The following is a 17,146-nucleotide window of genomic DNA, read 5'->3' as shown; positions in this document are numbered from 1 at the left end:
CGACCGCGCGCAGACATTGATTCCGCAGATGGATTTCTGCTTGCCATTTTTACGCTATATACCTATACATACAGCGCCTGGCAGCGCCCGTCCCTATAATCGGCACCAGGTTCTGCACCTTCTCAAACGGAGCCGTTCATGACTTTCAATACCCCTCGCTTTGTACCCACGTGCCTGGCGGCATTGGTTGCGTTGCTCGCGACCGCAGCGGCCCACGCCGATGAAGTCCAGGTGGCCGTAGCGGCCAACTTCACCGCACCGATCCAGGCGATTGCCGCCGACTTCGAAAAAGACACCGGCCACAAACTGGTCGCAGCCTACGGCGCCACCGGGCAGTTCTACACCCAGATCAAGAACGGCGCGCCGTTCGAAGTGTTCCTGAGTGCCGACGACACCACCCCGCAAAAGCTCGAAAGCGAAGGCGACACGGTCAAGGGCTCGCGCTTCACCTACGCCGTGGGCACCCTGGCGCTGTGGTCGGCCAAGGAAGGTTATGTAGACGCCAAGGGCGAGGTATTGAAGAAGAATGACTTCAAGCACCTGTCCATCGCCAACCCGAAAGCCGCGCCTTACGGCCTCGCCGCCACCCAGGTATTGGCCAAGGAAGGGTTGACCGAGCAGGTCAAGGACAAGCTCGTCGAAGGCCAGAACATCACCCAGGCCTTTCAGTTCGTTTCCACCGGCAACGCCGAGTTGGGTTTTGTGGCCTTGTCGCAGATCTATAAAGACGGCAAAGTCACCAGCGGCTCGGCCTGGATCGTCCCGGCCGCCCTGCACGACCCGATCAAACAGGACGCGGTGATCCTCAACAAGGGCAAGGACAGTGCTGCAGCCAAGGCACTGGTCGAGTACCTCAAAGGGCCGAAAGCCGCTGCCGTCATCCAGTCCTACGGTTATGAACTGAGCAAGTAAATGCCCCTGTCGAGTGCCGATTTTTCCGCAATCTGGTTGACCCTCAAACTGGCGTCACTGACCACCGTGATCCTGCTGATCATCGGCACTCCGATTGCCCTGTGGCTGTCGCGCACCCGTTCATGGTGGCGCGGCCCCATTGGCGCGGTGGTGGCCTTGCCATTGGTGCTGCCACCCACCGTCATCGGTTTCTACCTGCTGTTGACCATGGGCCCCCACGGCTACTTCGGCCAGTTCACCCAATGGCTGGGCCTGGGCACCCTCACCTTCAGCTTCGCCGGGCTGGTGATCGGTTCGGTGATCTATTCCATGCCGTTCGTGGTGCAGCCGTTGCAGAACGCCTTTTCCGCCATCGGCACGCGCCCATTGGAGGTGGCCGCAACCCTGCGCGCCAATCCGTGGGATACCTTCTTCACGGTGATCCTGCCCCTGGCGCGCCCGGGGTTTATCACCGCGTCCATCCTGGGTTTTGCCCATACCGTCGGAGAATTCGGCGTAGTGCTGATGATCGGCGGCAATATCCCCGACAAGACCCGCGTGGTCTCGGTGCAGATCTACGATCATGTCGAAGCCATGGAGTATGCCCAGGCCCATTGGCTGGCCGGCGCCATGGTGGTGTTCGCGTTCCTCGTGTTGCTGGCGCTCTACTCCAGCCGTAAAACCAGGATGGGCTGGAGTTGATGCCGATGATCAATGTGCGCCTGAACTTGAAGTACACAGGCTTTGCCCTGGACGTGGACCTGCATGTGCCCGGCCGAGGGGTGACTGCGCTGTACGGGCATTCCGGCTCCGGCAAGACCACCTGCCTGCGCTGCATTGCCGGGCTGGAGCGGGCCGAAGATGGGTTTATCCAGATCAACGATGAAGTCTGGCAAGACAGCCGCAACGGCCTGTTCGTGCCCCCGCACAAGCGCGCGCTCGGCTACGTGTTCCAGGAGCCCAGCCTGTTCCCCCACCTGTCGGTGCGGGCCAACCTGGAGTTCGGCCTCAAGCGCATCCCGCGCTCGCAACGCCGGGTGGATATGCTCCAGGCCACGGAGTTGCTGGGGATCGGCCATCTGCTGGAGCGTCACCCCCAACACTTGTCCGGCGGCGAACGCCAGCGCATCGGTATCGCCCGTGCCCTGCTCACCAGCCCAAGACTCCTGTTGATGGATGAGCCCCTGGCCGCCCTCGACAGCAAGCGCAAAGGCGAAATCCTGCCCTACCTGGAACGCCTGCACGACGAACTGGACATCCCCGTGCTGTACGTCAGCCATGCCCAGGATGAGGTGGCGCGCCTGGCCGATCACATCGTCTTGCTCAGCGACGGCAAGGCCCTGGCCAGTGGTCCCATCGGCGAAACCCTGGCACGGCTCGACCTGCCCCTGGCGTTGGGGGACGACGCGGGCGTGGTGATCAATGGCAGCGTCAGCGCCTATGACGATCACTACCGTCTGCTCACGCTGCAACTGCCCGACAGCGCCCAGCACCTGCGCGTGGCCCATGCACCGCTGGCGTTGGGCAAGGTGTTGCGGGTCAAGGTACAGGCGCGCGACGTCAGCCTCAGCCTGCAGGCCGGAGAGCACAGCAGTATCCTCAACCGCCTGCCGGTGACGGTTACCCAGGAGATCGCGGCGGATAACAGCGCCCATGTGCTGGTGCGCCTGGACGCGGATGGCACGCCGTTGCTGGCGCGGATCACGCGGTTCTCCCGCGACCAGTTGCAATTGCGGCCCGGCCAGGTGCTGTGGGCGCAGATCAAGGCGGTGGCCGTGCTGGCATAAGAAACCTTTTGGCACGACCGCACACGGCTGCGGTCAATCAGGAATACCGGCCTGATCCGTTGCCAAGGAACCCGCACCATGCCCGACTCCGCGCTGCCCGCCGACCTGCCCCGCGACCTGCATTACGTTGACGACACCCAGCCCGGCATCCGCCGCAAGCGAGTGCGCGGCAAGTTCCAGTACTTCGACGCCAAGGGCGAGCGCATCCGGGATGCCGATGAGATCAAGCGCCTGAACGCCCTCGCCGTCCCTCCGGCGTATACCGATGTGTGGATCTGCGCCGACCCGCGCGGGCACCTGCAAGCCACCGGCCGCGATGCCCGTGGACGCAAGCAATACCGCTATCATCCGCGCTGGCGTGAGGTGCGTGACAGCGACAAGTACGCGCGGCTGCAGGAGTTTGGCAACGCCCTGCCGAAACTGCGCAAGCAGCTCGAAGCGCAAATCGCCGAACCCGGCTTCACGCGCGAAAAAGTCCTGGCCACGGTGGTGTTGCTGCTGGACGCCACGCTGATCCGCGTCGGCAATACCCAATATGCGCGAGACAACAAATCCTACGGGCTGACCACCCTGCGCAACCGCCATGTGGATGTCAAAGGCAGCGAGATCCAGTTCCAGTTTCGCGGCAAGAGTGGCGTGGAGCACCAGGTCAGTGTCAAGGACCGGCGCCTGGCCACGGTGGTCAAGCGCTGCCTGGAGTTACCGGGGCAGAACCTGTTCCAGTACCTGGACGAAGACGGCGAGCGGCACACCGTCAGCTCCCATGACGTCAACGCCTACCTGCACGACCTTACCGGTGCCGACTTCACTGCCAAGGATTACCGCACCTGGGCCGGCACCGCCATGGCGCTGGCGGTGCTGCGGGAGTTGGAATGGCAACCGGAATCCGACGCCAAGCGGCATGTGGTGGCGATGGTCAAGGATGTCGCCAGGCAACTGGGCAATACGCCTGCGGTGTGCCGCAAGTGTTATATCCACCCGGCCGTACTCGAGCATTTCAGCCTGGGCGAATTGTCCAGGTTGCCCAAGCCGCGGGTGCGCAAAGGCCTGAAGGCCGAGGAAGTCGCCTTGGCGATGTTCCTTGAACAACTGGCCGCCGACTTGCCCGGCAATGCCAAGGCGGGTTAGGCTCTGGCTCCCTTCTGACTTCCGGGACGACCGCCGACGTGAATCACTAAGCCTTCCAGAATGTACCTGCAACGAGCCGCCTGGCGCGCTTGTTGGCCTGTCCGACATTTTTTGGAGGTGCTGATGACTGACGTCAACCGGCTGCCCGTATTGGTTTCCCTGCAACACCTGTGCTTCCAGTTCGCCAATGGCGAGACCCTGCTGGACGACCTGAACCTGTCCATCGACCACACGCCCATCGGGATTGTGGGACGCAATGGACGGGGCAAAAGTATCCTCGCCCAATTGATCGCCGGCGTGTTGCCCCCCTCCTCCGGCTCGCTCAAGCGCTCGGCCAGCGTGGCCTATGTCCCCCAGGACATGGCGGTTGCAGCGGAAGACACCGTCGCTGAGCTGACGGGCACCACGCCCGTGCTGGCGGCACTGGCACGCATGGCGGCAGGGACAGCGCAGGTCGATGACCTTGAGTTGATCGACAATCGCTGGGACCTTGCCGAACGCTTGCGCGACGCACTGGATACGGCAGGCCTTGCGCAGCTGGGTGTGGATACGCCGGCCGATCAGCTCAGTGGAGGGCAACTGGCGCGGCTCAGGCTGATCGGCGCCGTGCTGGCCGCACCGCAACTGCTGGTGCTCGATGAACCCACCAACCACCTCGACAGCGCCGGCCGCCGGTGGCTGCTGCACCTGTTGCAGGAATGGCGTGGCGGCCTGGTGGTGGTGAGCCACGACCGGCAAATACTCAACACCCTCGGGCGCATCATTGAACTGTCCCCCCTCGGCCCTCACGTCTACGGCGGCAACTATGATGCCTATCGCCTGCAGCGCGACACCGAACAGCACGCCGCCGTCGCGGCGCTGGAGCACGCACGCCTTGAGCGCAACCGCGAACGCCGGCGCGTGCAGAAAGACCATGACAGCCTGCAACGCCAGGCGGCGCGCTCCCGCAAGCACGCCGAGACGGCCAATGTGGACCGGTTTACCAAGGCGCGCTGGAAAAGCGCCGCCACCGAAGTCGTCGGCACCGTGCGCAGTGCCCATCACGCGTACAAACACACGCTGGATGAGCAGGTGCGCCAAGCCTACGAGCGCGTGGTAGATGAGACGCCGACCCTGTTGGAGTTGCCGGGGTCCGTCGTGCCCAATGGCCGACAGGTCATGGCCTTGACGGAGGTCCGGTTACCCTGGCTGGAGCATCCCGCCCTCACACTCAACCTCACAGGGCCGGTGCGCGTGGCTGTGCTGGGACCGAACGGCTGCGGCAAATCCACCCTGCTCAAGGTACTGACCGGCCAATTGCAGCCCGCCAGCGGTGAGTGCACGGTGCCGTTGCCCTGCGCGTATATCGACCAGCACCAGGCGCTGCTGGATGACCGACGCTCCCTCGTCGAACAGCTCAACCTGCTCGACACACCGCTGCCCGAAGCCGAACTGCGTACGCGCCTGGCCTTGCTGCAACTGGATGCCCGGCGGGTCACCCAACCGACCGCGCAGCTCAGCGGCGGCGAGCGGTTGAAAGCCGCGATGGCGATTGCCCTGTGGGGTGAAACACCCGCGCAACTGCTGTTGCTTGATGAGCCCACCAACCACCTGGACCTGGAATCGGTGATCGCCTTTGAACAGGCGCTGCAGGGCTTCAGCGGGGCAATGATGGTTGTATCCCATGATGAGGCGTTCATCCAGGCGTTCGGGCCAACCCACCGTTTGCTCTGGCAACCTGAGGGTTGGCGCCTGGAGTGTGTCTGAGGTCATTGCGCGCGCAATCAAAGCGTCCTAGGGTAGTGGCCGGATAATCTCACCGAGGAACCCGGCCCTATGCTGCCTTCGCCCAACAAGCCTTATGCCAATGCCGCACTGGCCCATCAAAAGCGCTGGCGCGGCCGCGTCGGCCTGATGCTGGTGGCCAGCCTTTCGGTATTGGCGGGCATGACTGACGCCATCGGCTTTATGGCCAGCGGCGACTTTGTATCGTTCATGAGCGGCAACACCACGCGCCTGGCCGTGGCCATCAGTGTGGGGGATCTCGGCTTGACCGCACGCCTGCTGTTGCTGGTCGCCACATTCGTCGCCGGTAACGCCTTGGGCGTAGTGGTGGGCCGTCTCAGCCGGCGCCATGCCCTGCCCCTGTTGCTGTGTATCGCCACCTTGCTCTGCGGCGCAGCCTTGCTGCCCTTCGTCGACACCTTGCCGGCGCTGCTGGCGGCGATCATTGCGATGGGCATGCTCAACGCAGCCGTGGAAGAGGTCAACGGCTTGCCGGTGGGGCTGACCTACGTGACCGGGGCACTGTCACGCTTTGGGCGCGGGCTGGGACGCTGGATGCTGGGGGAGCGCCGCAACGGTTGGCGGGTGCAACTGATTCCGTGGGCGGGGATGTTTGTCGGCGCGGTGATTGGCGCGCTGCTGGAGCAGCACATGGGGCTGAGGGCGCTGGTGGTCAGCGGTGTATTGGCCGGCGTGTTGGGGCTGGTGTCGCTGAAGATTCCCCGGCGCTGGCATTTGGGTTTTATGCCGCGATAAGGACTAAAGGTGCCCGCCCGACGGTAAGGCCTCGACGTCCGTGTACTGGTAAAGAGCCATCATGTCGGGCGGGCGGATTGAATCATAAGCGAATGTCCGGCGGCTGTCCCGCCGGGCGTTTCCTGAAATGACTAAGGCAACGGATTACAGACAGGTCGCAAGTGCGGCCAAACGACGCTTGGCCGGCATCGTATCTTCAACGGCGTAGTACTTGACGGACGAACCGGCACCGGCGCTTTGCACGTCGACGAAGTAATCGCCACCCGTGGTATAGACGGTGAAACCACCGGCCCCGTTCGGCTCTTTGAAGCCACCGGCGTCGACGCCAAACACGCTTTCATCCTGCCAGCCAAACTGGATGCACTCGGCAACCACCAGCGTGGCCTTGTCCGATGCCATGGCCTTGTAGGGAGCCCCCAGGCGCGCCTCGTTCATCTTCGAACCCGCGCAACCGGCCAGTGCCGTCAATACCAATGCGCCCATTACCACCTTGTGCATGCCCTTGCCTCGTTGGAAAAAACGCGACTGTACCATTGCCGCAAGGCTGACTGACGCCCCCATGAATTTTGTTTCACTGTGGAGGGAGAATATGCCGCCTATAGTGGCCTGGCTCATTTTTAGAAGTGTCCTTCTGCCCGCCCTCCCGCGGGCTTTTTTTCGCCTGCGCTTCAGAGCCACCAGCGAAACAGGTAGAACAACGCCATGCTCAGCAGCACGGTCATCAATACGTTGCGCGTCCAGAACATCAGCGCCACGGCGCAGATACCGGCCAGCAAGTACGGATTGGCCGGGCTCAGGTTGAGCTGGTGATCAGCCAGGAAAATAATCGGCCCGCAGATCGCCGTGAGCATGCCCGGCACCGCAAACCCGAGAAACTCCCGTGCCCCACGGCTGAGGCGCACCGGCAGGCGCGGCTCGATAAACAGATAACGGTTGAAAAAAACCACCAGGCCCATGGCCACAATCATCAGGTAAATCATCGCTGCCCAACCCCCAGGCGTTTGCAGAAAAACCCTGCGCTCATGCCGAGCACACCCGACACCACCACCGCCGACTCCCAGTGCAGGAAGCTCAGCCATACCGAAAACAACAACGACACCGCCACGCAGACCACCGTCGGCACATCGCGTACCACCGGGGTGATCAGCGCGATAAAGGTGGCGGCGATGGAGAACTCCAGGCCCAACTGATCAAGGCCTGGGATGCTTTTGCCCAGCACGATACCGGCCAGGGTGAACAGGTTCCAGGCGATATAAAACGTCAGGCCAACGCCCAGGGCATACCAGCGATTGAAGGTTTCACGGTCATAGTGGTTGACCAGCGCAAAGAACTCATCGGTCAGCAGAAAGCCCAGGCTCATGCGCCAGCGCGTCTTGAGCGGCGACAGAATCGGGCGCAGGTGCATGCCATACAGCAGGTGCTGGGAGGTCAGCAGCAAGGTGGTCAACACGATGGAAATCAGGCTGGCACCGCTCTTGACCATGCCAATGGCGACCAACTGCGCAGCGCCGGCAAATACAATGGCGGACAAGCCCTGGGCTTGCAGTGGCGTGAATTGCGCATCGATGGCCATGGAGCCGGCCAGCAGCCCCCAGGGTGCACAGGCCAGGGACAGGGGAATGACGGCGATTGCACCGCGAGCGAAGGCGTAATGAGGTAAGGCAGCAGGCATGGAAACGGCTCATCGACAGACAGTCCACAAGCATGCCAGCGTAGGATGGAGCTTGTCTTGAACGATCTTGCTCAGGCGAGCCTGACCGACACCTGCTCCACCGAGTCCCGCGCTTCACGCAGTTCGTGAGCGTCCTGGTTGAGCCGGTGAATGGTGTTGAGCAAGCGCTGGCGCAGCACTTCATCGCCGAGCTTTTCAACGGCACGCATCAGGTCGAATGCCGCGGTTTCGTTATTTTCCGCGACGGAATCCAGGGTTTTGCGCAGGTTGCGAGTGGCACGGGTCACGCGGGTCTTCCTTCATCAGCAATGGGGAGGCACTTTAGGACATTCGTGTTTCATTTTAATTTCAATCACTTGTGGCAGTTTTCCCGAGGTTTGATCCATATCAATTGAAACAGGATTTGACCAAAACATATGGATATACGTATATTCGAATTTCCATATGTATGTAGGCAATGGTCATGTCGGAACCCCTTACACCGCCCACCCTGTTCAAATGCCTGGCCGACGCCACTCGCGCACGCCTGACGCTATTGATTCAGCGTGAAGGCGAACTTTGCGTGTGCGAACTGATCCATGCCTTGGACGACAGCCAGCCAAAAATCTCCCGCCACCTGGCGCAACTGCGCAGTTGCGGTGTGCTGCTGGATCGTCGCCAGGGCCAATGGATCTACTACCGCGTCAACCCGGCACTGCCCGATTGGGTAACCCAGGTGCTGGACGTCACCCTGCAAGCCAACCAGCCATGGCTGCACAACGACACACAGCGTCTGGATGCCATGGGCGACAGACCACAACGAGCCAGCACCTGCTGCTGAGCCACCGGAGCGTTAATTCATGCTTGTCGCAGTCGCCATTTTTATCTTCACCATCGTCCTGGTCATCTGGCAGCCCAAGGGTCTCGGAGTGGGCTGGAGCGCCACGATGGGCGCGATCCTGGCCCTGGCCTGTGGCGTGATCAGCCTGGCGGATATCCCGGCGGTCTGGCACATCATCTGGAATGCCACCGGGACGTTTGTCGCACTGATCATCATCAGCCTGCTGTTGGACGAAGCCGGGTTCTTTGCCTGGACGGCACTGCATGTGGCGCGCTGGGGGCGCGGGCGTGGCCGGCGCTTGTTTGCCTATATGGTGCTGCTCGGCGCCCTGGTGTCGGCGCTGTTTGCCAACGACGGCGCGGCGCTGATCCTCACCCCCATCGTGATGTCGATGCTGCTGGCGCTGCGCTTTTCGCCGGCGGCGACCCTGGCGTTTGTGATGGGCGCGGGGTTTATCGCTGACACGGCGAGCCTGCCGCTGGTGGTGTCGAACCTGGTGAACATCGTCTCGGCGGACTATTTCAAGATCGGCTTCAACGAATATGCCGCGGTCATGGTGCCGGTCAACGTCGTCAGTGTCGCCGCCACCCTGGCGGTGCTGCTGTGGTTCTTCCGCCGCGATATTCCCCAGGCCTACGACCCCGCCGACCTGGCAGACCCCGCCAGCGCGATCCACGACCGCGCCACCTTCCGCGCCGGTTGGTGGGTGCTCGGCATCCTGCTGATCGGCTGCTTTGCCCTGGAACCCCTGGGCATTCCCATCAGCGCGATTTCCGCGGTGTGCGCCGTGCTCCTGCTGGTGATCGCCGCCAAGGGCCACAAGATCTCCACGCGCAAGGTGCTGAAGGAAGCCCCGTGGCAGATCGTGGTGTTTTCCCTGGGGATGTACCTGGTGGTCTACGGCTTGCGTAACGCCGGCCTCACCACCTACCTGGCGACCTGGCTCGATACCTTTGCCACTTACGGCGTATGGGGTGCGGCCATGGGCACCGGCGTGCTGACGGCCTTGTTGTCCTCGGCGATGAACAACCTGCCGACGGTACTGATCGGTGCGTTGTCCATCGAATCCAGCCATGCCGTGGGCGTGGTCAAGGACGCGATGATCTACGCCAACGTGATCGGCAGCGACCTGGGCCCGAAAATCACCCCCATCGGCAGCCTGGCCACCCTGTTGTGGCTGCATATCCTGGCGCGCAAGGGCATCACCATCACCTGGGGCTACTACTTCAAGGTCGGGATTGTGCTGACCTTGCCGGTGCTGCTGATCACCCTCGCCGCCCTCGCGTTGCGCCTGAGCATCTAACGGAGAAACCGCAATGAAAGTCCTGTTCATGTGCACCGCCAACAGCTGTCGCAGCATCTTGTCCGAGGCGATGTTCAACCACCTGGCCCCCCAGGGTTTTGCCGCGATCAGCTCCGGCAGCTTTCCCAAGGGCCAGGTCCTGCCGCGCAGCCTGAGCACGTTGCAGGCAGCGGGTATCCGCACCGAAGGCTTGTACAGCAAGGGCAATGATGCGTTTGAAGGCAGCCCGCCGGATGTGGTCATCACCGTCTGCGACAAGGCGGCGGGGGAAGCCTGCCCGGTGTATTTCGGGCCGGCGGTGAAGGCGCATTGGGGCTTGGCAGATCCCTCGGACGTTCAAGGTGACCAGGCCAGCATCCAGGCGGCATTCGATGCCACGCTGGAGACCATCGCCAGCCGTTGCCGGGCGTTTTTCGCCCTGCCCTTTGCCCGCCTCAGCCCTGGCGAGCTGAAGGTCGAACTCGAGCGCATAGCGCTGCTGGACATGAACACACCCTGACGGCTGGATGGATCCGCTGCGGCGATATGGATTCCCAGCCCTCTGCCAGCGTATGCTCTCGCACTTTCCTGAAAGGACGCGGGCATGCTGACGATCTTTTTTTACGCACTGGTATTCGGTTTTGTGTTTTGCCTCTCCCCCGGCGCGGTGCTGGCGGAGACCTTGCGCCGTGGCTTGCTGCACGGGTTTACGCCAGCCCTGCTTGTGCAGTTTGGCTCGCTGGTAGGCGATGCCGTGTGGGCGGTGATCGGCCTCACCGGCATCGCACTGTTGATCCAACATGACACCGTGCGCGTGCCGCTGACGATCATCTGCGCGCTGTACCTGGCGTGGCTGGGCGTACGCAGCCTGATCGACGCCTGGCACTTGCCCGAAGCCGATGATGCGCCGGCCAGTACTCGGCAAAACGCGCTGGCCGTGGGTGCGGCGATTTCCCTGGCCAACCCGAAAAACATCGTCTACTGGGGGGCACTGGGCAGCGCGCTGTCAGGCATCGTCGGCGCTACGCCCAGCCATGGGCAGACGCTGATGTTTTTCGCCGGCTTCATGTTGGCTTCGGTGCTGTCATGTTTTCTGATCGCCGCACTGGTGAACCTGCTGCGCAAGAATGCATCGCCCATGTGGCAACGCATCAGTTATGGCGCCTGCGGGTTGGTATTGATCTATCTGGCCGTTCTCGCCGCACAGGGCGTATGAAGTTATATATCGGGTAACTTTCGAGTGTCTCTTGTCTGAATGAACTCTGAACACCGGGCTATTTAATTAATCATACGTTGACATTTTGTAACTGCCTGAGTAGATTGCCCCTGCCCGCAACTGGGGCCTTTTTTAACCCTCACAAAAGAAGCCAATGGACACAGTATCCAGTCGCTGTCCGAGCACCGCCCTGGCGGGCATCGGGCGCCCAATCCAGAACATGACAGGACTCGCCTCCCCGGTCCGGTAAGCTGCGCTGGAGCTTGATGCTCCGCCGTAACTGCCTCGCCGGTCGCCCGTCCGGTCCCGAGGTGTGTTATGACCTTCCCAACCCTTGCTTTGCCCGATGTACCCACACTGGCCGCAGCCTTGCGAGCCAAGCGTTGCCATGCCCGCGTGGTTTTTCTGCCACGACGCACGCCCGGCGTTGCCCCCTCCCCCAAAGACCCGCAGAGACCGCCGCTTTTCAGCCTGGGATAGTGCAGAGCGCCCGCGCCGTTCAATCCCGCTGAAACAATAACTTCCTGATCAAGTCCCTGGAGTTCTTTATGAAACTTTCCAGTTGTAGTTCGCTGCGCGCCTTATAACTAACGCGCCAGTAGAAGTTATCCAAGCATCTTATTTAAACCGATCGCGAAGTCAGCGACTCGGCATGCTTTCGCTCGCCTGTATTCAGGCAAGTACCGGGTATGTTTTGTCGAGAATTGGCGACAGGAGCACAGACAATGAGCGCCGTAAAAAACACGCCACTGCAAAAGAAAACCGGCACCGCCAGCGACACCAAACTGTCGATGCGTGCCGCCCGCGAAGCCCACAACGGCCTGTCGGCCACCCTGGCCAACGTACGCGCCACCCAGGATGGCCTGACCGAACTGGACGCCACTGCCCGCCTGCACCGGGAAGGCCACAACGAAGTGGCTCATGACAAGCCGCCTCACGCCATCGTGCAATTCCTGCAGGCCCTGAACAACCCGTTCATCTACGTGTTGCTGACCCTGGGCGGCATCAGCTTTTTCACCGACTGCTGGCTGCCGATGCAGGACGGCGAGGAAGCCGACCCCACCAAGGTCGTCATTATCATGACCATGGTCCTGCTCAGCAGCCTGCTGCGCTTCTGGCAGGAGCACCGTTCGGCCAAGTCCGCCGAAGCCTTGAAAGCCATGGTTCGCACCACTGCCACGGTGCTGCGCCGTGAGCAAGTGGGCAGCCAGCCCACCCTGCGCGAAGTGCCGATGCGCGAGTTGGTGGCCGGCGATATCGTGCAGTTGTCGGCTGGTGACATGATCCCTGCCGACATCCGCCTGATCGAGTCCCGCGACCTGTTTATCAGCCAGGCGGTGCTCACCGGCGAAGCCTTGCCGGTGGAGAAGTACGACACCCTCGGCGACGTCACGCAAAAATCCGCCGGGCCGGTAGCCGCCGACCAGGGCAACCTGCTGGACCTGCCGAACATCTGCTTCATGGGCACCAATGTGGTCAGCGGCCGCGCCAAAGCCGTGGTGGTGGCGACCGGGCCGCGCACCTACTTTGGCTCCCTGGCCAAGGCGATTGTCGGCTCCCGGGTACAGACCGCATTCGATCGCGGGGTGAACAGCGTCAGCTGGCTGCTGATCCGCTTCATGCTGGTGATGGTACCGATCGTGTTCTTCCTCAACGGCTTCTCCAAGGGCGACTGGGGCGATGCATTTTTGTTCGCCCTGGCGGTCGCCGTGGGCCTGACCCCGGAAATGCTGCCGATGATCGTCAGCGCCAACCTGGCCAAGGGCGCCACGGCGATGGCCAAGCGCAAAGTAGTGGTCAAGCGCCTCAACGCGATCCAGAACTTCGGCTCGATGGACGTGCTGTGCACTGACAAGACCGGCACCCTGACCCAGGACAAGATCATCCTCGAGCATCACGTCAACGCCTTCGGCCAGCGCGATGATGCGGTGCTGTCCCTGGCCTGGCTCAACAGCTACCACCAGAGCGGCATGAAAAACCTGATGGACCAGGCCGTGGTGCAGTTCTCGGAGCAGAACCCCAGGTTCCAGGTGCCGTTTGCCTACAGCAAGGTCGATGAATTGCCGTTCGACTTTGTACGCCGTCGCCTGTCCATCGTGGTCAAGGACGCTGCCCACGACCACCTGCTGGTGTGCAAAGGCGCCGTCGAGGAGATGCTGGACATTGCCACCCACGTGATGGAGGCCGGCAGTGCAGTGCCTCTGGATGAGCGCCGCCGCGAGGAATTGCTGGCGATCGCCAATGACTACAACGAAGACGGCTTCCGCGTGCTGGTGGTGGCCACGCGCAACATTCCCAAGGCCCTGGCCCGCCAGCAGTACACCACCGCCGATGAGCGCAACCTGGTGATCCAGGGCTTCCTGACCTTCCTCGATCCGCCCAAGGAAACCGCCGGCCCGGCGATTGCAGCCCTGCAGCAGATCGGCGTGGCGGTCAAAGTCCTTACCGGCGACAACGCCGTGGTCACCAGCAAGATCTGCCGCCAGGTCGGCCTCGAGCCAGGCCGGCCGCTGCTGGGGGTGGAGATCGAGCTTATGGACGACGCCACCCTGGCGCGCCATGTGGAGGAGCGCACGGTATTTGCCAAGCTCACGCCGCTGCAGAAATCCCGGGTGCTCAAGGCCTTGCAAGCCAACGGCCACACCGTCGGCTTCCTCGGCGACGGCATCAACGATGCACCGGCATTGCGGGATGCCGACGTGGGTATCTCGGTGGACAGCGGCACGGACATCGCCAAGGAATCGGCCGACATCATCCTGCTCGAAAAGAGCCTGATGGTGCTGGAAGAAGGCGTGCTCAAAGGCCGCGAAACCTTCGGCAATATCATGAAGTACCTGAACATGACCGCCAGCTCCAACTTCGGCAACGTGTTTTCGGTGCTGGTGGCCAGTGCATTCATCCCGTTCCTGCCGATGCTGTCGATCCATCTGCTGCTGCAGAACCTGATGTACGACATCTCCCAGCTGGCCCTGCCGTGGGACAAGATGGACAAGGAGTACCTGGCCAAACCACGCAAGTGGGACGCCAGGAACATCGGCCGCTTCATGATCTGGATCGGGCCGACCTCGTCGATCTTCGACATCACCACCTTTGCCCTGATGTGGTACGTGTTCGCCGCCAACAGCGTGGAAATGCAGACCCTGTTCCAGTCCGGCTGGTTTATCGAGGGCCTGCTTTCGCAAACCCTGGTGGTGCATATGCTGCGCACCCGCAAGATTCCGTTCTTCCAGAGCACGGCCGCATGGCCGGTATTGATGATGACCGGAGTGGTGATTGCGCTGGGCATCTACGTACCGTTCTCGCCCCTGGGCGCCCTGGTAGGCCTGCAACCGCTGCCGCTGGCGTACTTCCCGTGGCTGGTCGGCACGCTGCTCAGCTATTGCTGCGTGGCCCAACTGATGAAAACCCTCTACATCCGCCGCTTCAAGCAGTGGTACTGAGTTCCCCCGCCGTTTAAACGGTGGCGGTCGCCCGGCCGCCACCGTGCATTACAAGGAATAGGATCATGCGCGTCTTGATCTGTGCCGGTCGTCATTACGCCGACTGCAAAAAGTCCCGCCAAGTGCTGGACGCTTACCACCGCCTGCGCCCGGTGCAGGTGCTGATTCACGGCGGCAACCAGTTCCTCGGCAGCGCCATCGAGGACTGGGCGCGGGAACTCGGCATCGACGTGGTGCGCTACCCGCCCAACTGGCAACGCCACGGCAAGCAGGCGGAGCGCCAGCGCAACCATTTCATGCTGACCGACAGCCGCGCGGATGTGGTCATCGCGCTGCCGGGTGGTGACGACACGTCGGAGCTGGTCTGCCAGGCCAGGGCCAGCGGCATTTCGGTGCTGAGCGTAGAGAACTGATATTCAAGCGAGGTGCATCATGCACAACAAACACACCCCGAAGCGCCCGGACGGGTTTGCCAAATACCGTGCGCGGCACTATCGCGGCGCGCGCCAGACCCTGCTGCTGTTGCCGCCGGCAAAACAGCGGGCGCTGCGGCGCAACCTGCTGTTTATCGGTATCACCCTGGGTTCGATCCTGTTAATCGCCCTGGTGTCCAAGGCCCATGCCGCCGGTGGCGCCTATGTGGTCGATGACGGCGCAATCAACGCACCGGGTGCCTGCAATCTCGACGCCTGGTACAGCGCCGACCGGCACGCCGGCAGCACGCACACGGCAACGCTGTCTCCCGCGTGCACGTTCAGCGCACTGCCTTCGGTGCAGTGGGGCGCGGCGCTGTCACGGGCCGACAGCGCAGGCCGGGGCGAGACCCAGGTGAGTCCGCAACTCAAGGCGCAGGTGCTGTCACGGCAAGACCTGGGGCTGGAAATGGCGATCTCCGCCGGGGCGCATCTTGCCCTTGATCGACGACACGGGTTCGACGGCGCCGACTTCACCCTCCCCTTGACCTGGCAACCGCTGGCACCCCTGCGCTTGAACCTGAATACCGGCTGGGCCCATGCCTACAACGACGGCGAGCCAACCCAGCGCCTGACCTGGGGCACCGGCGTCGAGTATCAACTGATGGATGTCCTTACGCTGATCGCTGAACGTTACGGCCAGGAAGGCGGTGACCAGGCCTGGCAAGCAGGGCCGCGCCTGCACCTCGGGGAATTTGTCGACGTCGACCTGGTGCTCGGGCGCGACCTGGGCGGTGAACGCAATCAATGGCTGACCACCGGTGCGACGCTCAGGTTTTAGGCCTGGCCTGCTGCTCCCGGTGCAGTTGCCGTGGCGGGTCGTCCAGGTAATTGCCTTATGATGGCGGCACCATTGCCAACGAGGGGTAAAGCACGTGGACCGTATCGAACAAATGACGCTGCTGGCGACCTACAACCAGTGGATGAACCACAAGGTCTATGACGCGGCTGCCAGGCTTACGGACGATGAGTTGCGCGTGGACCGCCAAGCGTTTTTCGGTTCGGTCTTCGGCACGCTCAACCATCTCACGTTGGGCGACACCGTCTGGCTCAAACGCTTTGCCCTGCACCCCGCCGGCTACGCGGCGCTGGCGCCGCTGAACAGCATCGCCGCGCCGTCGGACCTCAAGCAACTCGCGTTCGCCGACCTGGATGAACTCGACGCCCGGCGGCGTTGGCTGGACCAATTGATCATCGATTGGGTGCACACCCTGCGCGAACCCGACCTCGACCATCGCCTACACTACCACAATATGCGCGGCGCGGCGGCCAGCAAGCCGTTCGGCGCCCTGCTGGTGCATTTTTTCAATCACCAGACCCACCATCGAGGCCAGGCCACCACACTGCTGACCCAGGCCGGGCAGGATGTGGGCGATACGGACCTGCTCGCCTTGATTGACTGAACTCAGCGAGCGCTGAACTCGGCATAGGCCTGCAGCAACCGTGCAAAGTCCTCGGGTTGCGGCAACTGCTCGAAGCTTTCGACTGCCGGCGTGGTAGCCCAGGCCAGTTTTTCGCGGGTCCAGGTTTCCATATAGGGCACGTACTCCGCGGCATTATCCAACAACGTCGCACGCACATTGACGAACTCATCGATGCCATGGGGGCGGGTAAACAGCCAGCTCATGCAGTGCGGGCAGCAATAGTGACGATCGACCCCGTGCAGGCCGCCGACCACCGGGCAGCCCTGGGTCACCGTGAACGCGCTGGCGGGAACCAGTGCACTGAGGGAGAACGCACTGGCGGTCATCTTCTGGCAGCCGGTGCAGTGGCACGCCATGGTAATCACCGGCGCCTGGCTCACGCTGAAGCGCACCCGGTTACAACGGCAACTGCCTTCCAGGGGCAGGGTTTCGACGCTCATCACACACTCCTTTTCATGATCAGTGGCGTGGCAGGGTAGCGCCGAGGCGGGGG

At 62.5% G+C, this 17,146-nt stretch carries 19 protein-coding genes; 14 read left to right on the top strand and 5 right to left on the bottom strand.

Going from position 1 to position 17,146, the window contains the following annotated elements:
* Positions 1 to 138 precede the first annotated feature (138 nt).
* The 6 genes from modA (at position 139) to BLQ09_RS16970 (ending at position 6,326) form a co-directional block, all read left to right on the top strand.
* Entirely contained in the window at positions 139 to 912 is a 774-nt protein-coding gene (gene modA / locus BLQ09_RS16995; RefSeq protein WP_092357945.1) for a molybdate ABC transporter substrate-binding protein, read from the top strand.
* Positions 913 to 1,593: a molybdate ABC transporter permease subunit gene (modB, locus tag BLQ09_RS16990; RefSeq protein WP_027606599.1), complete on the top strand. Its 681-nt coding sequence runs from the start codon at positions 913 to 915 to the stop codon at positions 1,591 to 1,593.
* A gap of 5 nt (positions 1,594 to 1,598) precedes the next feature.
* Positions 1,599 to 2,678, top strand: a complete 1,080-nt coding sequence (modC, locus tag BLQ09_RS16985; protein ID WP_092358160.1) for a molybdenum ABC transporter ATP-binding protein — start codon at positions 1,599 to 1,601, stop codon at positions 2,676 to 2,678.
* Between the two features lie 78 nt (positions 2,679 to 2,756).
* Positions 2,757 to 3,806 (top strand): DNA topoisomerase IB, encoded by a 1,050-nt coding sequence (locus BLQ09_RS16980; RefSeq protein ID WP_092357942.1) that lies wholly within the window; start codon positions 2,757 to 2,759, stop codon positions 3,804 to 3,806.
* 123 nt (positions 3,807 to 3,929) lie between these two features.
* Positions 3,930 to 5,552 (top strand): ABC-F family ATP-binding cassette domain-containing protein, encoded by a 1,623-nt coding sequence (locus BLQ09_RS16975; protein WP_092357940.1) that lies wholly within the window; start codon positions 3,930 to 3,932, stop codon positions 5,550 to 5,552.
* Between the two features lie 69 nt (positions 5,553 to 5,621).
* The gene (locus tag BLQ09_RS16970) at positions 5,622 to 6,326 is read left to right on the top strand and encodes a YoaK family protein (protein ID WP_092357938.1); all 705 of its coding nucleotides are present in this window, start codon (positions 5,622 to 5,624) and stop codon (positions 6,324 to 6,326) included.
* 144 nt (positions 6,327 to 6,470) lie between these two features.
* Here BLQ09_RS16970 and BLQ09_RS16965 read toward each other — a convergent pair whose 3' ends face one another.
* The 4 genes from BLQ09_RS16965 to BLQ09_RS16950 all read right to left on the bottom strand — a co-directional run bounded on the left by BLQ09_RS16965 (position 6,471) and on the right by BLQ09_RS16950 (position 8,285).
* The gene (locus BLQ09_RS16965) at positions 6,471 to 6,824 is read right to left on the bottom strand and encodes a hypothetical protein (RefSeq protein WP_027606604.1); all 354 of its coding nucleotides are present in this window, start codon (positions 6,822 to 6,824) and stop codon (positions 6,471 to 6,473) included.
* A 170-nt stretch (positions 6,825 to 6,994) separates the two neighbouring features.
* Positions 6,995 to 7,306 carry an AzlD domain-containing protein gene (locus BLQ09_RS16960; RefSeq protein WP_027606605.1) on the bottom strand — a complete coding sequence of 104 codons (312 nt, stop codon included), beginning with the start codon at positions 7,304 to 7,306 and terminating at the stop codon, positions 6,995 to 6,997.
* Positions 7,303 to 7,998: an AzlC family ABC transporter permease gene (locus BLQ09_RS16955; RefSeq protein WP_027606606.1), complete on the bottom strand. Its 696-nt coding sequence runs from the start codon at positions 7,996 to 7,998 to the stop codon at positions 7,303 to 7,305. The genes BLQ09_RS16960 and BLQ09_RS16955 overlap by 4 nt, the downstream gene beginning before the upstream one ends.
* Positions 7,999 to 8,069: 71 nt before the next feature.
* Positions 8,070 to 8,285: a hypothetical protein gene (locus BLQ09_RS16950; RefSeq protein ID WP_025856028.1), complete on the bottom strand. Its 216-nt coding sequence runs from the start codon at positions 8,283 to 8,285 to the stop codon at positions 8,070 to 8,072.
* Positions 8,286 to 8,461: 176 nt separating this feature from the next.
* Between BLQ09_RS16950 and BLQ09_RS16945 the strand changes: the two genes are divergently transcribed.
* From BLQ09_RS16945 to BLQ09_RS16910, 8 genes are all read left to right on the top strand, one after another.
* A complete protein-coding gene (locus BLQ09_RS16945) occupies positions 8,462 to 8,818 on the top strand; it encodes a metalloregulator ArsR/SmtB family transcription factor (RefSeq protein WP_092357936.1) in 357 nt (118 codons plus the stop codon).
* Between the two features lie 19 nt (positions 8,819 to 8,837).
* Positions 8,838 to 10,121, top strand: a complete 1,284-nt coding sequence (locus BLQ09_RS16940; RefSeq protein WP_027606608.1) for an arsenic transporter — start codon at positions 8,838 to 8,840, stop codon at positions 10,119 to 10,121.
* Positions 10,122 to 10,134: 13 nt separating this feature from the next.
* Positions 10,135 to 10,620: an arsenate reductase ArsC gene (locus tag BLQ09_RS16935; RefSeq protein ID WP_092357934.1), complete on the top strand. Its 486-nt coding sequence runs from the start codon at positions 10,135 to 10,137 to the stop codon at positions 10,618 to 10,620.
* A gap of 84 nt (positions 10,621 to 10,704) precedes the next feature.
* Positions 10,705 to 11,316 (top strand): LysE family transporter, encoded by a 612-nt coding sequence (locus BLQ09_RS16930; protein ID WP_092357932.1) that lies wholly within the window; start codon positions 10,705 to 10,707, stop codon positions 11,314 to 11,316.
* 725 nt (positions 11,317 to 12,041) lie between these two features.
* A complete protein-coding gene (mgtA, locus tag BLQ09_RS16925) occupies positions 12,042 to 14,756 on the top strand; it encodes a magnesium-translocating P-type ATPase (protein ID WP_027606611.1) in 2,715 nt (904 codons plus the stop codon).
* Positions 14,757 to 14,821: 65 nt separating this feature from the next.
* Entirely contained in the window at positions 14,822 to 15,169 is a 348-nt protein-coding gene (locus tag BLQ09_RS16920; RefSeq protein ID WP_027606612.1) for a DUF2493 domain-containing protein, read from the top strand.
* A gap of 19 nt (positions 15,170 to 15,188) precedes the next feature.
* Entirely contained in the window at positions 15,189 to 16,010 is an 822-nt protein-coding gene (locus BLQ09_RS16915) for a hypothetical protein (RefSeq protein ID WP_092357930.1), read from the top strand.
* A 94-nt stretch (positions 16,011 to 16,104) separates the two neighbouring features.
* The gene (locus BLQ09_RS16910; protein WP_092357928.1) at positions 16,105 to 16,632 is read left to right on the top strand and encodes a DinB family protein; all 528 of its coding nucleotides are present in this window, start codon (positions 16,105 to 16,107) and stop codon (positions 16,630 to 16,632) included.
* 2 nt (positions 16,633 to 16,634) lie between these two features.
* On the opposite strand, the gene BLQ09_RS16905 is transcribed toward BLQ09_RS16910, so the two are convergent.
* Complete coding sequence (locus tag BLQ09_RS16905; RefSeq protein WP_092357926.1) at positions 16,635 to 17,093, bottom strand: GFA family protein; 459 nt, start codon at positions 17,091 to 17,093, stop codon at positions 16,635 to 16,637.
* Positions 17,094 to 17,146: the final 53 nt, after the last annotated feature.

It is taken from the genome of Pseudomonas sp. NFACC25 (genome assembly GCF_900100935.1).
Taxonomy (GTDB): Bacteria; Pseudomonadota; Gammaproteobacteria; order Pseudomonadales; family Pseudomonadaceae; genus Aquipseudomonas; species Aquipseudomonas marginalis.
This window is presented reverse-complemented; position numbering and strand designations above follow the sequence as displayed.

Excerpts from the sequence above, each read along its gene's own strand:
- modA (WP_092357945.1), top strand. The coding sequence starts at position 139 with ATGACTTTCAATACCCCTCGCTTTGTACCCACGTGCCTGGCGGCATTG.
- modB (WP_027606599.1), top strand. The coding sequence starts at position 913 with ATGCCCCTGTCGAGTGCCGATTTTTCCGCAATCTGGTTGACCCTCAAA.
- modC (WP_092358160.1), top strand. The coding sequence starts at position 1,599 with ATGATCAATGTGCGCCTGAACTTGAAGTACACAGGCTTTGCCCTGGAC.
- BLQ09_RS16980 (WP_092357942.1), top strand. The coding sequence starts at position 2,757 with ATGCCCGACTCCGCGCTGCCCGCCGACCTGCCCCGCGACCTGCATTAC.
- BLQ09_RS16975 (WP_092357940.1), top strand. The coding sequence starts at position 3,930 with ATGACTGACGTCAACCGGCTGCCCGTATTGGTTTCCCTGCAACACCTG.
- BLQ09_RS16970 (WP_092357938.1), top strand. The coding sequence starts at position 5,622 with ATGCTGCCTTCGCCCAACAAGCCTTATGCCAATGCCGCACTGGCCCAT.
- BLQ09_RS16965 (WP_027606604.1), bottom strand. The coding sequence starts at position 6,824 with ATGCACAAGGTGGTAATGGGCGCATTGGTATTGACGGCACTGGCCGGT.
- BLQ09_RS16960 (WP_027606605.1), bottom strand. The coding sequence starts at position 7,306 with ATGATTTACCTGATGATTGTGGCCATGGGCCTGGTGGTTTTTTTCAAC.
- BLQ09_RS16955 (WP_027606606.1), bottom strand. The coding sequence starts at position 7,998 with ATGCCTGCTGCCTTACCTCATTACGCCTTCGCTCGCGGTGCAATCGCC.
- BLQ09_RS16945 (WP_092357936.1), top strand. The coding sequence starts at position 8,462 with ATGTCGGAACCCCTTACACCGCCCACCCTGTTCAAATGCCTGGCCGAC.
- BLQ09_RS16940 (WP_027606608.1), top strand. The coding sequence starts at position 8,838 with ATGCTTGTCGCAGTCGCCATTTTTATCTTCACCATCGTCCTGGTCATC.
- BLQ09_RS16935 (WP_092357934.1), top strand. The coding sequence starts at position 10,135 with ATGAAAGTCCTGTTCATGTGCACCGCCAACAGCTGTCGCAGCATCTTG.
- BLQ09_RS16930 (WP_092357932.1), top strand. The coding sequence starts at position 10,705 with ATGCTGACGATCTTTTTTTACGCACTGGTATTCGGTTTTGTGTTTTGC.
- mgtA (WP_027606611.1), top strand. The coding sequence starts at position 12,042 with ATGAGCGCCGTAAAAAACACGCCACTGCAAAAGAAAACCGGCACCGCC.
- BLQ09_RS16920 (WP_027606612.1), top strand. The coding sequence starts at position 14,822 with ATGCGCGTCTTGATCTGTGCCGGTCGTCATTACGCCGACTGCAAAAAG.
- BLQ09_RS16915 (WP_092357930.1), top strand. The coding sequence starts at position 15,189 with ATGCACAACAAACACACCCCGAAGCGCCCGGACGGGTTTGCCAAATAC.
- BLQ09_RS16905 (WP_092357926.1), bottom strand. The coding sequence starts at position 17,093 with ATGAGCGTCGAAACCCTGCCCCTGGAAGGCAGTTGCCGTTGTAACCGG.